The organism is Nocardia sp. NPDC004860 (assembly GCF_040609015.1).
In the GTDB taxonomy this organism is placed as follows: domain Bacteria; phylum Actinomycetota; class Actinomycetes; order Mycobacteriales; family Mycobacteriaceae; genus Nocardia.
The window spans coordinates 81,059-96,900 of the sequence record NZ_JBEXJI010000006.1 but is presented as its reverse complement, the minus strand read 5'-3'; the positions used below and the strand labels follow the sequence as shown (position 1 = coordinate 96,900).

The window sequence follows — 15,842 nt, the reverse complement described above, 5'->3', positions numbered from 1 at the left end:
TAAGAGCAACCAACCGCGAAAAGGATTCACCACCCACCCGATTCGACCCATCCATGCCGAGGGGCCACGAGTCTCAGCGCCGCCGCCGCTCCCGCCGCTCCCGCTGGTTGTCCAGTCGTTGCTGGATCCGTGGCCATACTCTCGGGTTACGAAGCGTTGGAACCCTGCGACCAGTAGCCCGGCCAGTCCGCCCCACTCATGTCCGGGGTCGTTGTCACTGTCGGCGACGTCGGAACCGGGGATCGCCGGAATAGTTCGGTGGAAGGTAGCGACCAATCCATCGGATCCATCGCGACGAATCAACCACCCAGATAGCGACGAATCAACCACTAACTTTGCGACCAATCAACCAGCCATGCTGCGACCAATCAACCACCTGCTGGACGAAAACTGATTATGATCAGGCGCTGAGCGCGACTGCGGCCACGCGGCGCGGATGGGCGGACGGAGTGTATGACCATGCAGACCCGACATGGACCAGTCGTCCCCCGACGTGCTGAAGTGGCGGTCGCCGACGCACTGGCCGACACTCGCGTCGTCCTCGTCAATGGAGCGAGGCAATGCGGCAAGAGCACCCTCGTCCGGCTCGCCGCGAGGGCCACGACGCAGAATGGCGTGACCTTGATATCGCTCTGACCAGGCAGGCCGCACTCAACGACCCGGACGGGTTCGCCGACTCGCCGATCCTGATGGTGGTGGACGAGATCCAGCGGGCACCCGAGCTATTGCTGGCGATCAAGGCGCAAGTGGACGCAGATCCGCGCCCGGGCCAATATCTGCTGACGGGCTCCGCGCGCGTGCTCGGACTACGAGCACTGCCGGACACTCTGGTCGGTCGTATGGAGACAATCGAATTGTGGCCGTTTTCTCAAGGCGAGATAGACGGCACACCCGATGCCTTCATCGACGCGGTCTTCACCCACGGCGACAAGGTGCGCCACTCCACAACGGTGTCGCGAGCCGACTACGCCGAGCGGATCGTCCGCGGTGGCTTCCCGGAAGCGATCGCGCGTAGCACCGACAAGCGCCGGCGAGCTTTCTTCGACTCCTACGTCGGCGACCTGATCACCCGTGACATCCGCCAGCTCTCAGAGATCGAGCGCACCTCCGAGATGCGCGCACTGCTACAACTGGTCGCTTTCCGCTCCGGACAACTACTCGCGAAGACCACGCTCAGCAACGACCTCGCCCTCGGTGCCTCGACAGTCAAACGCTATCTGACGCTGCTCGAAGAGGTCTACCTCATCAAACGAATACCGGCATGGTCCCGAAACCTGAGCAGCCGCGCGACGATGACACCGAAGGTAGCCTTCGTCGACTCCGGCATTGCAGCGAACCTCGTCGGAGCTGACGTCCGAAACATGCTGCGCCCCAATGGCCGATTCGGTCCACTACTCGAGGGCTTCGTATTGATGGAACTCGCACGCCAACGCACTTGGTCCTCGGAGGATGTCGAGATGTACCACTACCGCACCAAGGACCAGGTCGAAGTCGATGCCGTCCTCGAGAACCGACGCGGCGAAGTCGTCGGCATCGAAGTGAAAGCAGCCTCCACCGTGGCACCGGACGACTTCCGTCACCTCCGCCACCTCGCCGAGCGCCTCGGTGATGACTTCCTCGCCGGCATCGTGCTCCACACAGGTCAACAAACATTGCCCTTCGGTCCGAAGATGCTCGCAATGCCGGTCAGCGCCCTATGGGAAGTTCCTCACCCCGTGCGCTGATCAGATCGAAACGCCGGCAACGAATTTCACCGATACCGTCAGGAAGGGGACTCTCGGATCAACGGCTCGGGCGCACTTACGGTGGTGATCGGGGCTGGTTGACGGCATGATGCCTCGGTGGTTGAGGTGGATGACGTTGTTGGGCTTGCCTTTTCGGGATTGCTGCCGCTGGTGATGGAGAGTGTGGCGGTAGAGGGTCAGCGGGTGGTGGTGCAGGCCAGAACGGCCTCGCGTCCGGCGGTATGTTCGCGGTCTCGAATGGGCCGCGGCGGCTTCGTCGTCAGGTCGTATAGATCTTGCAAAGAAGCAGGTCGACAGCGCCAAGGGTGCGTCAAGGCAGCTGTTGTCACCGTCCGGACGCGCCTATCTTCCATCTTCCGTCCGGAGGATTTCCGGGCAACGAGGAGATGGTTCGATTGGCCGGCGATCACGATGACCCGATGCGGATGGACGAGCCGGCAACCCATCGCCATGTCGTCGAGATCCTCGACATGCTTTCCGAATCCGGTTGCAATACAGCGCTTCTGCGGAGATTTGTGCCGGTGCGGGGCGTGCTCCTCACGATGGTGGCCGGCTTGCAGAGCATCACTCGGTCCTGGGAAGAGCCGCCGGCCGAGTGCTGAGCTTGCGCCGCAGCAGGGGGGAGGGCTTGCCGCGACGTCTCGCGCCTGACATCGCATTGGCCGAGACCCGTTTCGGCCGTTGCAGTGGTGACTGCCGCGCTGGGATGAGGGCGTGTCGGACGTTGTGCCTGCGAGCCGGTAACGTCCGGCACGATTCGCGGGCATCCGCACGGCCGCCCGCTCGGAGGAGGTACCACTGTGACCGAGCAGCGACCTACGGGGGCAACGGGTGACACCCCCGCGACGCAGTCGACACCGGGCATATCCGCCGCGCACGACACGGCCCGGCTGGCGGTCATCGTCGGTGCGCTCGGTGTGGTGTTCGGCGATATCGGCACCAGCCCGATCTACACCCTGCAAACGGTGTTCGATCCCGGTGACCCGCATCCGGTTCCGGTGAGCCGCGACAATGTGTTCGGTGTCGTGTCGCTGGTGTTCTGGTCGGTCATGATCATCGTCACCGTCACCTACGTCCTGCTGGCGATGCGTGCCGACAACGAGGGCGAGGGCGGCATCATGGCGCTCATCACGCTGCTGCGGCGCTGGGTCGCGCCGGGCGGGCGGCGTACCGCGCTCGCGCTGTCGGCGCTCGGAATCTTCGGTGCGTCACTGTTCTTCGGCGACAGCATGATCACCCCGGCGATCTCGGTGCTGTCGGCCGTCGAGGGTCTGAAGGTGGTGCAGCCCTCGCTCGCGGAGCTGGTCGTGCCGATCACGGCGGTGATCATCATCGGGCTGTTCCTCGTACAGCGGCGCGGCACCGCGGCGGTGGGCCGCATGTTCGGGCCCGTGATGATCGTGTGGTTCGTGACCATCGGCGCACTGGGCGTCACCGGCATCGCCACGCATCCGGAAATCCTGAAGGCGCTCTCACCCACCTATGCGCTCGGATTCCTGTTCGGCCACTTCGGAATCGCGTTCTTCGCACTCGCCGCGGTCGTGCTCGCGGTCACCGGCGCCGAGGCGCTCTACGCCGACATGGGGCATTTCGGCCGGCGCGCCATCACCCGCGGCTGGCTGTTCCTCGTCTTCCCGGCGTGCGCGCTCAGCTACCTGGGACAGGGGGCACTGATCCTCGACGACCCCGCCAATGCCAGCGCCCCGTTCTTCCTGCTCGTCCCCGGCTGGGGACGACTGCCGATGGTCATACTCGCCACCGCCGCCACTGTCATCGCCTCACAGGCGGTGATCACCGGCGCGTATTCCGTTGCCGCCCAAGCCGCTCAGCTCGGCTACCTACCGCGGCTGCGGATCGCGCACACCTCCGAATCGACCATCGGGCAGATCTACGTGCCGTGGATCAACTGGCTGCTGATGGTGTCGGTCCTGACGCTGGTGTTCGCGTTCCGCAGCTCGGCCGCACTGGCCTTCGCCTTCGGTATGGCGGTGACCGGCACCATCACCATCACCACCCTGCTGTTCTTCTATGTCGCACGGGCGAAATGGCATACGCCGATGTGGCTGATCGCGCTCGCCGCGACCCCGCTGCTGATCGTCGACCTGCTGTTCGTCGCGGCGAACCTCACCAAGCTCGTGCACGGCGCCTGGCTGCCGCTACTGATCGGCCTGACCGCGTTCACCATCATGACCACCTGGCAGCGCGGCCGGGAGATCGTCACGGCCGAACGCGAACAGCGTGAAGGATCACTGCGCGTGTTCATCGACCATTTGCAGGAGGGCAAGCCGGCAACGGTCACCGTCCCCGGCACCGCGGTATTCCTCAACCGCGGCAAGGAAACCGCTCCCCTGGCCATGCGCGCCAACGTCGAGCACAACCATGTACGGCACCAGCAGGTCGTATTCCTGTCGATCAAAACCGAACCGGTCCCGCGGGTTCCGGTCGACCAGCGCATCACCATCGACCACCTGGACTACCGCGAGGACGGCATCATCCACGTCACCGCCCGCTACGGCTACATGGAAACCCCCGACGTCCCAGCCGCACTCGCATTGCTCGACCCCGCCGAAACCGAAGGCCCCCTGGACTTGGCCGGGGCTTCCTATTTCCTGTCCACCATCGAACTCCGCCCCGGCCCTGAACCCACCATGGCCCGTTGGCGCAAACGCCTGTTCATCGCCACCAGCCACATCACCGCCGACGCCGCCGAATACTTCGGCCTTCCCCGGGAACGCACGGTCATCATGGGCTCGCAGATCGAGGTGTAGGCCGGTCCGACGTCCGCTGGGGCCTGCCTAAGCCCCCAGGATGTCCAGTGTTTTCGTTAAAGGTCAGTGCGGTGAACGTGTCGTTCACCGCGGGACAGTGCGCGCAGCGCGAGGGCATAGGTTAGGACGAACAGCCCACCGCCGTCAGCACTTCGAGCGTCGGCACGAACCACAGGTTCGTCCGCAACAGCTCCCACCGACGATCGAACTCGAGATAGGAGCCGGGGCCGGCGTATCTCACGCGGCGGGCCGCCCCGACCAATCCTGGTGCCGCCCTCGGCGTTCGATCAGATCGATCAGGGTGTCGACGGCGGCGAGGGAGGACCACTCATCGCGAGCGGCGAGACCGGGGTGCTGGTCGGAGCGCGCGATGTACACCTCCTCCGCCGGCGACCATTGCACATGGAACGACGACAGGCAGACTTCCCTGCCGATGATGCCCATAACCTGCCTCCAGCTTCGACATGACCTGAGCTCCCATTGGATATCCACCCGGAAGGCGCCCCGTGGCTCTTGACGATTCCATCACCGACCCGCGCACAAAATTTTCGATTTTTTAGCGGCGTCGGCGCATTCGAAGCGAATCACGGTACCGTCGAGTCCGCCATGACCCCGCACTAGTGGACCGCATCAGCGGTGGGGCCCGCCCGGTCGACCATTCGACCACGCTGCGTTCCGCGTGGCGTTGATCGGTTGGGTCGCGCTGGTCATCCCGGTGAATTCGATGTCTCGAGCCGTTCGTGGCGCAGCAGGACGACTTGTTTGTCCAGTACCCGCGATTCGGTCAATCGCAGTGCCGCACCGACATTCACATCGGTGAAAACGGGCTTGCCGCCGCCGAACAGGACCGGGTGCACGAAAATGTGGTACTCGTCGATCAATCCGTCGCGAGTCAACGACGACGCGAGTTCGGATCCACCACACAGGAGGAAGTCCCCCTGCTCGCGACCCGCCGCAGCGGCCAGGGACCCGAAGTCGGAGAACACGCGAGTATTCCACGGCGCACTGTCGAGCGTGCGCGACACCACGGCCTTCGGCTTGGCCAGCCAGACCGGCGCGAAGTCGGCGTCGCCGGGATGGAATGCGCATTGCTCGGCCCGGGGCCAGTACTCGGACATGAAGTCCCAGGTGACCCGGCCGTAGAGGAAGGTCCCCGCCGTGTCGGCGAGTCCGCGCCAATACGCGTCGACGTCGGAATCCATGGTGGGCCAGTAGAATTCACCATTCGGCCCTTCTACGTAGCCGTCCAGCGACTGGTGGACGACATGAACGATCTTCCCCATCGGGTTGCTCTCCCTTCAGGCTGCGATGGTCAGCTGCCGGTGTCGTCGCCCATGGCGCGCTCGATGGCGTCGACCAGCCGCTTCCGTTCGCGGTTGACCCACGCGTCCTCCTGGTAGTTCCGCGCGAACGTCTCGATGAATTCCACCGGGTCGTCGCCGACGACCTCCCTGATCGGGGTGCGATCGGCCGCGCTCTGTTCGAAAAGATCGGCGAGGTCCTCGAACATGGCGACGCTGCCGCCCGGCCCGTACACCATCAGGTATCGCTCGAACGCGTCGATTGCCGTGCGGTAGTTCACCGGCAGCCGCCGTGCGCGTTCCTTGTACTGCCGCCACCGTCGCTTGTCGCCGAGGTCGCCGATCACCTTCGCGGTGAATTTCGAGATATCCATGACTATTTGCCGCCTTCGTGGAGTTGTTCGAGCCGTTCGGAAAGGAAGTTCCAGCTCCTGCGGAACTCGTCGAGATAGTCCCGCCCCTGCGCATTGAGGGTGAACACCTTGCGTGGCGGCCCCTTCTCCGAGGCGACCTTCTCGACGTCGACCAGGCCCTTCTTCTCGATCCTGATCAGCAGGGCGTAGATGGTGCCCTCGGCGATATCGGAGAACCCCTGCTCCCGCAGCCACGCCGTGATCTCGTACCCGTACGCCGACCGCACGGACAGGATCGCCAGCACAATGCCTTCCAATGTGCCCTTGAGCAGCTCCGTCATCTGCTTGCCCACGGATCACCTCCTACTACTCTGTGTTGCTGACTACTAGTAGATAGTAACGCTGAGTAGTGAAACCGCAAGCAGTCCTTGCCGAAGGCCTGTAAACCCATGGGCTACTGGAAATTCCCGTTCCGGCCAGTCGCCGACCCGACGCCAGCCTTTTCAGTACTCGACGACCAGCCCCGGGCAAGGGGTGTGAAACGCAAGAATCCCCAGCTCATCGACCTGGGGATTCTTGGTGGTGATGGCGGTGCTGTGGGCGATGAGATTTCCTCTGCATCGTTCTGCCGAGCTCATCGTGTCGGTGGGCGCATGGCACCGGACGGTCGGACACTCGCTGGCCTGATGGCCACCGACCGCGCGTTGCCTGGATGACTGTCACGCTTGGTGGCCGATGACCATCGGTCGGTCGTCGCCGAGGACCTCGCTCGGCGAGTGGGATGACCATCGGAATCGAGCTGCTGTTGGCAGCCGACATCCGAATTGCCGCAGCCAACGCCCAATTCGCTCAGATGGAAGTGCAACCAGGGATCTTCCCTCTCGGCGGCGCCACCTACCGGCTGCCACGCGAAGCCGGCTGGGGCAACGCGATGCGCTGGCTGCTGACCGGAGATCCGTTCGACGCCGGCCAGGCGCTGCGGTTGGGACGGGTTCAAGAGGTTGTCGAGACCGGCCGGCAACTCACCCGCGCAATCGAATTGGCTCACCGGATCAGTGCGCAGGTCCTGCTCGGTATCCAAACCACCTTGGCCTCTGCCCACCTCGCGCTGACCGACGGTGAGGTCGCCGCCGGTGACGCGATCCGCGACCAATTACGGCGCATCTCGGTCAGCGACGACGCCAAGGAAGGCATGTTGTCGTTCATCGAACGTCGCCCGGCCCAATTCACCGGTCGATGAAAGAGGACACCCAACTCGCGATCGGCTCGAGTACAACAGCCGGGAGAGCCCGCAACAACTGGTGCGGTCCGGCTCCGATCCGGCCGGGTGGAGTCCCGGAATGACCCAGAAACGAGGCGAGCCAACGATGAAGAGCGCCATGCAGGACGAGCAGCTGTTGCTACTGGGCCAAAAGTTCGTCGACGAGGCCGTCGTTGGCGATGCGTTCGATGTCGGCGGCGAACTTCGAGATGTTCGCTGGCGGGCGATGTTCGCCGTTGTCGAGGTTTCTCGCGTGAGGGCGGGGCGGTGGTCACGAACTGGTCGGGGAGCTGGTTGCGTCGTCTCCGCGTGTGGCGGAGAGTATTTCGGCGATCTCCCTTGCGACCCGTTCGCCGGATTCGATTGCTCCCTCGATGTATCCGGCGTGTTCGCTCGCGGTCTCGCTGCCGGCCCAGTGGATGTTGCCCACCGGTGCTGCGCATGCCGGAAAGTACCCCTCGTCGTGACCGATGACGGGTAGAGCCGTGTAACCACCGCCGACGTATCGGTCCTGGTGCCAAGACTTTTCGTGCCAGCCTCTTGGTATGAGCACGTCGGAGCCCAGCTGTGCGGCAATGGCGCCGAGTATCAATGCGCGGCGCGCGTCGGCGGTGAGATCATCGAGCCCTCGCGCCTCGGGGCCCGCGATGAGAACGCAGAGATGGCCAGGCCCGCCGGGCGCCGAGGTATCGAATACCGCCATGCCGGGATCGGAGAGCATCAACGATTCGGCGTGGCCGTTCTCGCGCCAGAACGGGCGATCGTAGACGGCGATCGCCTTGTACACCGAACCCATATAGGTGGTGTCCTGCAGGAGATTTCGTGCGACGGGCAACGGGGGAGTGTGTTCGATGAGAGCAGCCATCGGTGGCGGGACGGTCACGATCACCTTGGCGGCGCGGTATGTCCCGGAAGCGGAGTGGATGGTCACGCCGGTTTCGTCGCGGTGCGACGCCGTCACCGCGCTGTTGAACACCACCCTGCCGTCGAGGTCGGCGGCCAGTCGTTCGGCCAGTGTCCCAGCCCCCTCGGCGACGAGGCTGTCCTGCGCGCCGCCCGCCGTGGAGAGCATGGTGGTGAGTCCGCCTTGGAATCGAACCATCTCCAGGAACGCGCGCATCGAGTAACGGTCGAGGTCGGCGGTAGTGGACACCGAGACAAGGACTTCCAGCAGTCGGCGCGCTCGCCGACCCGGTACTCGCCGCAGCCATGACTGCACGCTCCGGGTGGTCTGTGCTCGAGGAAGGCCCAGGCGCGTCGCGATTTCCCAGGCCAGCAGGACCACAGTGACGGTCGCGGCCGACGCCCCGAAGTTCTTGATGGTCTTGTCGCCGTCGACGATCTTGGGCCGCTTGGGGGTGTGCATCGCGAAGACGGTCGTGCCGAACTCTGCGGCGAGGTCTTCGAAACGATGATGCCCGTGCCCGATCCACTGGCCGCCGAGGTCGACTCTCGAACCGAGCGCGGTGGTCTCGGCCATCATCCGCCCGCCGGCCCGCGCCGCGGATTCGAGCACGATGACGTCGATGCCCCGTCGGTGCAACTCGCGAGCCGCGATGAGACCGGCTATCCCCGCGCCGATGACGGCAACCGTGACGGTCCGTGCGGGGTCCCGAAGGCCGGGCAGGTCATGCGGATTCTGTTGGGTCATTTCGTCTCACTCCAGATGGCGAACCGGGCCGACCGAGGACAGGGAATCCTCACGAACTAAGTCGGACAACCGTACGAGTTACGATAGGTCGAGTGTGACCCAGGACGCAATAGGTGGTGGAGCGGAAGCAGCGAACAGCTATGAGGCGTCGGTGTCGGTCGCGCTCGTTCGCCGCGCGGTACTCCGTGCCACCGGCTGTGGGTCGGCGAACAGGACGAGCATGTCCAGAGCCTGGTTCAGGTCCCGCCGGGCTCGGTCGTCATCCGGCCTGGAGATGTATTGCAGGATCAGCCCGTCGACCTGGGCCAGCGCCAGGCGTCCGAGCGTGTCGAAACCGACGGCACACCGTTCGCCCGCGGCCTGGGCGGCCTGCTCGCAGAACTCGGTGACGACCGAGCTGTAGCGCTCGAACTGCAGCTGCGCGAGGCTGCCGCCCGCGTCGCTGCGCACGGAGTACGCCATCAGTTCGTACTGCATGATCTGCAGTCCGATCTGGTTGCGCACCAACCTTTCCCAGAAGCTGGTCACGCCGTGCCGAAGGGCGTGCTCGACGCCCTTGTCGAGTTCGAGTTCCGCCCGCAGGGCCTCGGAGATGTCGCGGATGAGCGTGGTGATGACCGCGCGCAGCAGTTTGTCCTTGGTAGGGAACACATAGTGCAGCGTCCCGAGCGCGAGCCCGGCCTGCGCGGCGACCGCGCGCAGCGTAGTGGCCGGCACGCCCAATTCGCTGAGCGTGGTGATGGCCGCCGCGACGATCTGCTCCTCGCGTTCGGACGCTTTGACGTAAACCACGGGTTCTCCTCGCTCCGCCGGCCGACGAACTTCGCACAACTCTTGCACGCTACCTCGACGCGACCTATCTTACAGTCGGACAAACGACCGACTTTTGGCGGAGGAACCATGCCCGATGTCGGTGTTGTGGCTCGATGAATTCCATCGGGTCGCCGACGACCTCCGGGATCGGAGTGCGATTCGCTGAGTTCTGCTCGAACAGATCGAAAACGACGATCGCCCGCGACCTCTGCCGAGGTCACGGGCGATCGTTCGAGAGTGGAGCTGATGCGAACCTACTCGAATCGGCGCACCTTGGATGGTCAGGCGCACAAGGCGCGGGTGGAAGGAACGACGTCACCGATCCAGCGGTGAAGTTGGGTATCGTCGGCGGACTCCGGCCAGTACACGAAGGTGTCGAAGCCGGTTTCCGTGGCGAGATCGGCCAGAATGCGGGCCCAGCCCGCAGCGTCGGTGCGAATCGGTTCCTCGCCGCGGAGCGTGACCGGCCCCGGAGTGTCGGTGATCGTTCCGACGAGCTGTGCCATCCGTGTGATGTCGCCCGGTTTACGTCCCGCGTCGATGGCGGCGGCAGAGATGATGTCCTGTGTCGCTTGCCATTTCTCGTACGGGAGGTAATGCGGGATGGGCGCCGCCCAGCCGTCGGCGATGCGCCCGGTGAGCGCGTTGGCCTTGGGGCCGACGCTGCCGAACCAGATCCCGACCGGATGCGCGGGCGCGGGTCCGGACTGCACGCCCTTCACGGTGTAGTGCGTGCCTTCGACTTTCGCCTTCGTCCCCGGATGCCACATCGCCCGAATGATCGCGGTGGCCTCCTCGAGCGCCTGCAGCGCTTCGGGATTCGACCGCATCGGGCCGCCCATGGCGCCGATCGCCGGCCAGAAAGCGCCCGCGCCCAAGGCGAGTTCGAACCGTCCGCCGCTGAGGAGATCCAAGGTCGCAGCCTGCTTCCCGAGCATCGCGGGCCCGCGCAGTGGCAGGCTCGCCACATCCGGAAACACCCGCAGCCGTTCGGTTTCCGCCAGCACGGTGGCGATCACCGCGAAAGTGTCGGCCAGCCCGCCCGAGTACGGATGATCCTGGATGCCGAGCAGATCCAGGCCTTCCCGGTCCGCCACCCTGGCCATCGCGCGCAGCTGAGGTAGCTCGGTCACCGTCGGCGCCAACTGAATACCGAATCGTAGGTCCACCCCGCGATCATGCCAGCCGCGTCAGTGCACGGTGACCCTCGTAGCGCGTGAACGTGTCGTTCGATCTGGTCGCGGATGGGGAAGGACGGCGTTGAGGTTCGTCCCGCGGGCTCGTCGAACTTCCAGTCTCGGCAGGAGATGCCGGGGAAGTAGGGGCAGGCTATTGGTTGCCGGGACGGACGGGCAGGAGACGCTGACGCTCCGATATCAGGTGGTCGTAGGAGTCTCGAACGTGACGGACGAAACGGTCGCCGGGGTGACGAACCAGCGGCGGTGCGGTGACGCCTTTCCGATTCAGCCGCCAGGGATACTTCCAGCGATGCGACGTGGGCACAGAAGTCACGGAGGGGGGTTGGGAGAGAGGGCTACAGGAGGAGATCGGCGGTTGCCGTGATCGTATAGGCCTGATTGACGTAGTACGTGTTCCCCGAAATCGAGAGACCGTTGTTGGATGTATCGGCCGATGCCATCGGCGAACCGACGCCGACAACACTGGCCAATGCCACGAATCCGGCGATTCCAATGCCCGCCCGACGGTTTCGTGTCTTCATCATCACGTCCTTCTCGGTGGTCGAAAATCCCTATATATCAAGGGGATTGACGCAGCCTATCGGGTCTGACTGACATCATTTTCAGATAGACGTCGCGCGAGTTGGGACACGCGAACGGGGGCCGCGACGACGATGCGTGAATCCTCCAAGGCCTTGCGGTAGCCGATGACGGCCCGGCGGGCGGCCTTCGGATCCTGAGCCTTCTGGCGCCATGCCTTCGGGCTTGGTTCCACCCCCGCCTCACTACCGCCGGGCCGAGCGAATCGGCGATCCTCCCGTAGGCGTGGACTCATTTACCCCCCGTTGTTCTCGGGAATCGAGACCGTGCAGGCTGAGGGCTGGATCACTTTGACCACCGCGCAGATGACATTGACGACAGACCCGGCCGAACCCGCGGCCGAACCGGTCGACGGCGATTCGGCTGCGGCCGAACCCATTCCGGCGGTGAGGGCCGCGGCGGTGAGCACGACGAGGGCAAGGATGCGACGCATGAGTATTCCCCGATACTTGATGTGAAACAGTTGCGCTTCGCAAGATACTGCCTAACCCCTGCCCGAGAACCCCGTTTCGGCCCGACGTTTCAGCGACCAGGTCCGGCCCCGGTCACTTCTTGCAGACGGTCCCGGGCGCGCAGGCCGGATCCGAGGCCCCCTTGCGCGAACACCTCAGCGACCAGCAACGCCTTCGGCCACAGATGCACTCCGGGTATTCACGCCTGCGGCTTCTCGCCTCGGAACCCAGGTCGGCATGCGGGTGGTGTCAGCCAGACTCAGGGCCCACCGAGGAGACAGCCGCCATCGTCTCGCTGTCTTCTTGATTGATGAGGGGGACAGGCAGGGAGACACCCGGGCGACAGAGCGTTTCCCATGCATCAGCCCTCACGACCTCGGACACACGGCCGCGTCTCTGGCGATCAGCGCCGGCGCGAACCCAAGGCGGTGCAGACCATTCTCGGTCACAAGTCCGCTGCGATGACCCTGGACGCCTGCGCCGACCTGTTTCCGGACGGCCTCGAATCCGTTGCGGATGCTCTCGACCTGCCGCGCGGTCCGCACTTGCGAAAGCTGCGGATGCACTGCGGACGGGAACCGGCGATCACCAATCCGAATAGCTCCGAAAACGCAAACCGCCCGTGATCTCTTCCGAGGTGACGGGCGGCTTTTCGTTATGTGGGCCTGACGCTCCACAACCCGAACACCCTGACCGCCGACGGACCGGAGATCCGGATCAAGCCGGTGGGTACCCGTCGCGTGGCCGTGGGTGGTGATCGGTAATGGCCACCGACTACCGGGATCAGCAGGGCCGCGGGTTGTGGGTACAGTGCGCGTGCGTGGCGTTGGTGTGCCTGGGCGCGGCTTACGTCTCATACCGGCACGGGCGCATGTTCGCGCTGCGGTTCGGGGCAGGTGAGGCCACGGCCGGGATCTGGCCGCTGATCGTGGACGGCATGATGACCGTCGCCACGATCGAACTCTGGCAGACCCGAGCCGGTCGACATCGGCGGGTTGCATGGCTGGCGTTCCTGTTTGGGGTCGGATTGTCGTTGTGCGCGAACCTCGCCAGCGCGCCGCTAGTGAGTGGGCTCGGATTGGTAGTGGCGGGGTGCCCGCCGCTGGCGTTGCTGCTGTCAGTCGAACTGCTCAACCGAGCCCTCCGCCAGCGCCGCGCCGAGAGCGGCTGCGAGACGAGACCCGCATCCGAGACTCGAGACCACGGCCGTCCAGAATCGACCGATACCGCGTCTCGCTCGGGAGTTACCTTGACCGCCGAGCAGAAGATGTGGGCGGAATTGGATCGCATTGCTGGAACGAACAATTACGGACGGCGAGTCCTGCGACGGTGGCGCACGTTGAGTGCGAGACCTCCAGCCGATGAAAACCCTTCGAGTTACTGACGCCAACGAGAGCCCCAGCGCACGGCGCGACGGGGCCTCTCCGTATCTCGCTTTAGTGGTTACAGATCGTTGTCCACCTTGCCTTCAACTAGCCAAGTCTTCAATGTGATAAGAAATTCGTAGTCGTCTTCTTTCACCGATCCTCCATGAAACAACTCATTCCTAATGACGTTTAGCTTCTGTAACCATTTAGTCCGATCTTTCCACGATCCACGAGACCGCTCATCACCGGGTTTCGTGTACCGCTTCTCAAACAAACTCACCCACCTGGCATGATCATTTGTAAGAATCTTCTGGTAGTCCAGAAGGTACAGGCAATCCCAGGCCTCTACCGCATCTTCGGTGCCCCGCTCCAGATTCTTCTCGACGGCCATTTTTCCAGCCTCGCTCTGAACGGCCCTCGGCACCCCTCGTTTGAACCACTCATTGCCGAATTCATCTTCAAGACGGCCCCTAATGTCACTCTTTAGGAAATGCTCAAGCTCCCTCACCATGTCGGAAGATTCATTATTGAACTGCTTCGTTTCATCTTTGATGTACTCGGCAAGCCCGGGAGGGTTGAATTCTGGAACTTCAGCATGAATGGCGATCTGCAATCGGCGCCAGTAGCGAGTGCTGCCACCTGAACCGTACTGCTTCCGATACTCCGATCGCTCTTCGGGAGAAAGGCCTTGAAGATGGCTAATCATTGGATCGAGCAGGAATTTTATTTCTTCGAATACCTTCGAGGGATGACTTGATACTTGCGTAGTATCGCGGTCGCCAATTATATGGTCAACCGCGTCACTGAATATTCTCAGTAGCGACTCAACTCCAATGTTTATGAATACAAACCCACCCTCCGCGCTGCCAAGATCCCATTGACTCCTAAGCCCGCCCTTGATGTAATCAAAACAAAGTTCAAGAAACTCAACCAATCGCGCAACGGTTTCTTCATTTGTCCCGACATAGAAAGTCCCAACGTGAACCACGTCGGATCTTCCGAAGACACCGAGATAATTTGCGCGTTCGATCCCGCGTTTGATTGCATCTATGGTTATGCATCGAATCGGCGACCGAACGCTCTCGCCAACTAGAACTCGCCCGTATAGTGGCGACGGTTTTGTTTCGCCGAGTTGTTGAGCCACTTGTAGCACGAGTGAGCGAACTTTGTCTCGAAGATTCGGAGAATCAGATAGAAGGTCAGCATTCAGAGTGTTGCGGAGATTCTTCGGCACTGCCTGCTGATGCTCGTTGATCTGCATGAATATCCTCACCTGCTCTGCGCGGTCGAGGTCCACAAAGGCCACGACTGGAATGAGATCCGATCCAGCTCGCTTCGAATTGGCGTATCCGTACAGCCTATGTTGGCCATCAATAACGTATGCCGCACGATATGTTTGTGGCAGGTATAACGTCCCCGTGCGGCTCTTAGAATCAGGTACTTGGCCCCCATGTATATCGAACCGCACGCCGCCCCGCCTGCCGGAATCAATATTCAAGATCAGGCAGTTGGGAAAGAATCCGCCACCTTCGACGAATTTTGATACGGCTGCGAGGCGTGGCCGACGGATTAGCCTCTGATAGGTTGGCATCAAGCCTTGATTCGCCTTGGTTCGATGCAGGATATACGCTATTTTCAGGAGCCTTTCCGGCTCGATTACGAACGAGTAGTAGGTGTGTCCACCCATGCGTGCTTCTATCGCGGAGACACGCGGTTCAAGTTCAGGAATCTTCTGATTCGCGAATAGACTGCCGAGCAATTGATACTTGGCAGCCTTACCGAGATGCCCTGTGAGGTCTCTGTAGTATTCGAGAATGTCCTCATCCATATAGGAAATCTGAGCGTTTTCAAGTGTCGTCAACGTCTGAGCCGATACGTCGCAGTTTCCGGCAGCCAAGATGAACCTGATCTTGCGACCAGGGAACTCGGTCCTTATACGGCTGATGATCCTATTGCGTTGGGCTTGCAGGAAATCAATGTCAGCCCTAAAGCTCTGGGTTTTACCTTCTTCGAAATAGCGGCAGAGGATGACAAGCGCGACCTCGTCATCTGCCGCAAATATATCGAGGTCCCGCGGACTGTTGTCCGCCAGCCATGGTGTACCACCCAAAGAATTACTCATGTAGGTGAAGCCCAGCTTGGCAAATGTTGCCCAAGTGCGGTCAACAAAGCGCTCGCATGCGGTCTTTGGCTTTCTCATCTTGACCGCGGTCTTCATTGACTTTTCTTTTAGCCAACCATCACTTTCGAGATCGGCGACGGCGGAAGCTGGGACGGATTTGATGTGATACTGCGCGAACCTGCGGCGTACCTCCGCAGGTATGTTCTTGAAAGGAATCAGGTACTTCTGCAC

15 protein-coding genes and 1 pseudogene are annotated in these 15,842 nt (G+C 62.7%); 6 read left to right on the top strand and 10 right to left on the bottom strand.

What is annotated here, in order from left to right; translation table 11 throughout:
- Positions 1-560: 560 nt before the first annotated feature.
- From ABZV44_RS14970 to ABZV44_RS14960, 3 genes are all read left to right on the top strand, one after another.
- Positions 561-1,724 (top strand): ATP-binding protein, encoded by a 1,164-nt coding sequence (locus ABZV44_RS14970; RefSeq protein WP_354836187.1) that lies wholly within the window; start codon positions 561-563, stop codon positions 1,722-1,724.
- A gap of 440 nt (positions 1,725-2,164) precedes the next feature.
- Complete coding sequence (locus tag ABZV44_RS14965; protein WP_354836185.1) at positions 2,165-2,347, top strand: hypothetical protein; 183 nt, start codon at positions 2,165-2,167, stop codon at positions 2,345-2,347.
- Between the two features lie 261 nt (positions 2,348-2,608).
- Entirely contained in the window at positions 2,609-4,513 is a 1,905-nt protein-coding gene (locus tag ABZV44_RS14960; RefSeq protein ID WP_354836555.1) for a potassium transporter Kup, read from the top strand.
- Between the two features lie 237 nt (positions 4,514-4,750).
- Here ABZV44_RS14960 and ABZV44_RS14955 read toward each other — a convergent pair whose 3' ends face one another.
- The 4 genes from ABZV44_RS14955 to ABZV44_RS14940 form a co-directional block, all read right to left on the bottom strand.
- The gene (locus ABZV44_RS14955) at positions 4,751-4,957 is read right to left on the bottom strand and encodes a hypothetical protein (protein ID WP_354836184.1); all 207 of its coding nucleotides are present in this window, start codon (positions 4,955-4,957) and stop codon (positions 4,751-4,753) included.
- A 263-nt stretch (positions 4,958-5,220) separates the two neighbouring features.
- A complete protein-coding gene (locus ABZV44_RS14950; RefSeq protein WP_354836182.1) occupies positions 5,221-5,796 on the bottom strand; it encodes a dihydrofolate reductase family protein in 576 nt (191 codons plus the stop codon).
- A gap of 29 nt (positions 5,797-5,825) precedes the next feature.
- Positions 5,826-6,188: a DUF1048 domain-containing protein gene (locus tag ABZV44_RS14945; RefSeq protein WP_354836180.1), complete on the bottom strand. Its 363-nt coding sequence runs from the start codon at positions 6,186-6,188 to the stop codon at positions 5,826-5,828.
- 2 nt (positions 6,189-6,190) lie between these two features.
- Positions 6,191-6,520 (bottom strand): PadR family transcriptional regulator, encoded by a 330-nt coding sequence (locus tag ABZV44_RS14940; protein ID WP_354836178.1) that lies wholly within the window; start codon positions 6,518-6,520, stop codon positions 6,191-6,193.
- A gap of 428 nt (positions 6,521-6,948) precedes the next feature.
- On the opposite strand from ABZV44_RS14940, the gene ABZV44_RS14935 reads away from it, so the two are divergent.
- Entirely contained in the window at positions 6,949-7,407 is a 459-nt protein-coding gene (locus tag ABZV44_RS14935; protein ID WP_354836176.1) for an enoyl-CoA hydratase-related protein, read from the top strand.
- A gap of 292 nt (positions 7,408-7,699) precedes the next feature.
- Here the strand turns inward: ABZV44_RS14935 and ABZV44_RS14930 are convergent, their stop codons facing one another.
- The 5 genes from ABZV44_RS14930 to ABZV44_RS14910 form a co-directional block, all read right to left on the bottom strand.
- Positions 7,700-9,079, bottom strand: coding sequence for an FAD-dependent oxidoreductase (locus ABZV44_RS14930; RefSeq protein ID WP_354836174.1), 1,380 nt, complete (start codon positions 9,077-9,079; stop codon positions 7,700-7,702).
- 138 nt (positions 9,080-9,217) lie between these two features.
- The gene (locus tag ABZV44_RS14925; RefSeq protein WP_354836172.1) at positions 9,218-9,871 is read right to left on the bottom strand and encodes a TetR/AcrR family transcriptional regulator; all 654 of its coding nucleotides are present in this window, start codon (positions 9,869-9,871) and stop codon (positions 9,218-9,220) included.
- 302 nt (positions 9,872-10,173) lie between these two features.
- Positions 10,174-11,025, bottom strand: a complete 852-nt coding sequence (locus ABZV44_RS14920; protein WP_354836170.1) for an LLM class flavin-dependent oxidoreductase — start codon at positions 11,023-11,025, stop codon at positions 10,174-10,176.
- 401 nt (positions 11,026-11,426) lie between these two features.
- Complete coding sequence (locus ABZV44_RS14915) at positions 11,427-11,612, bottom strand: hypothetical protein (RefSeq protein WP_354836168.1); 186 nt, start codon at positions 11,610-11,612, stop codon at positions 11,427-11,429.
- Between the two features lie 293 nt (positions 11,613-11,905).
- The gene (locus ABZV44_RS14910) at positions 11,906-12,103 is read right to left on the bottom strand and encodes a hypothetical protein (protein ID WP_354836166.1); all 198 of its coding nucleotides are present in this window, start codon (positions 12,101-12,103) and stop codon (positions 11,906-11,908) included.
- Positions 12,104-12,473: 370 nt separating this feature from the next.
- Here ABZV44_RS14910 and ABZV44_RS14905 point away from each other — a divergent pair.
- Positions 12,474-12,748: pseudogene (locus tag ABZV44_RS14905) on the top strand (tyrosine-type recombinase/integrase); the annotation flags it as partial.
- Positions 12,749-12,885: 137 nt separating this feature from the next.
- Positions 12,886-13,506, top strand: coding sequence for a DUF2637 domain-containing protein (locus ABZV44_RS14900; protein WP_354836164.1), 621 nt, complete (start codon positions 12,886-12,888; stop codon positions 13,504-13,506).
- Positions 13,507-13,565: 59 nt separating this feature from the next.
- On the opposite strand, the gene ABZV44_RS14895 is transcribed toward ABZV44_RS14900, so the two are convergent.
- The gene (locus tag ABZV44_RS14895; protein WP_354836162.1) at positions 13,566-15,842 is read right to left on the bottom strand and encodes a DGQHR domain-containing protein; all 2,277 of its coding nucleotides are present in this window, start codon (positions 15,840-15,842) and stop codon (positions 13,566-13,568) included.

Bases quoted from the DNA above. Each gene is read 5' to 3' on its own strand.
- ABZV44_RS14900 (WP_354836164.1), top strand. From the start codon at position 12,886: ATGGCCACCGACTACCGGGATCAGCAGGGCCGCGGGTTGTGGGTACAG.
- ABZV44_RS14945 (WP_354836180.1), bottom strand. From the start codon at position 6,188: ATGGATATCTCGAAATTCACCGCGAAGGTGATCGGCGACCTCGGCGAC.
- ABZV44_RS14970 (WP_354836187.1), top strand. From the start codon at position 561: ATGCGGCAAGAGCACCCTCGTCCGGCTCGCCGCGAGGGCCACGACGCA.
- ABZV44_RS14935 (WP_354836176.1), top strand. From the start codon at position 6,949: ATGACCATCGGAATCGAGCTGCTGTTGGCAGCCGACATCCGAATTGCC.
- ABZV44_RS14910 (WP_354836166.1), bottom strand. From the start codon at position 12,103: ATGCGTCGCATCCTTGCCCTCGTCGTGCTCACCGCCGCGGCCCTCACC.
- ABZV44_RS14950 (WP_354836182.1), bottom strand. From the start codon at position 5,796: ATGGGGAAGATCGTTCATGTCGTCCACCAGTCGCTGGACGGCTACGTA.
- ABZV44_RS14915 (WP_354836168.1), bottom strand. From the start codon at position 11,612: ATGAAGACACGAAACCGTCGGGCGGGCATTGGAATCGCCGGATTCGTG.
- ABZV44_RS14955 (WP_354836184.1), bottom strand. From the start codon at position 4,957: ATGGGCATCATCGGCAGGGAAGTCTGCCTGTCGTCGTTCCATGTGCAA.
- ABZV44_RS14930 (WP_354836174.1), bottom strand. From the start codon at position 9,079: ATGACCCAACAGAATCCGCATGACCTGCCCGGCCTTCGGGACCCCGCA.
- ABZV44_RS14965 (WP_354836185.1), top strand. From the start codon at position 2,165: ATGCGGATGGACGAGCCGGCAACCCATCGCCATGTCGTCGAGATCCTC.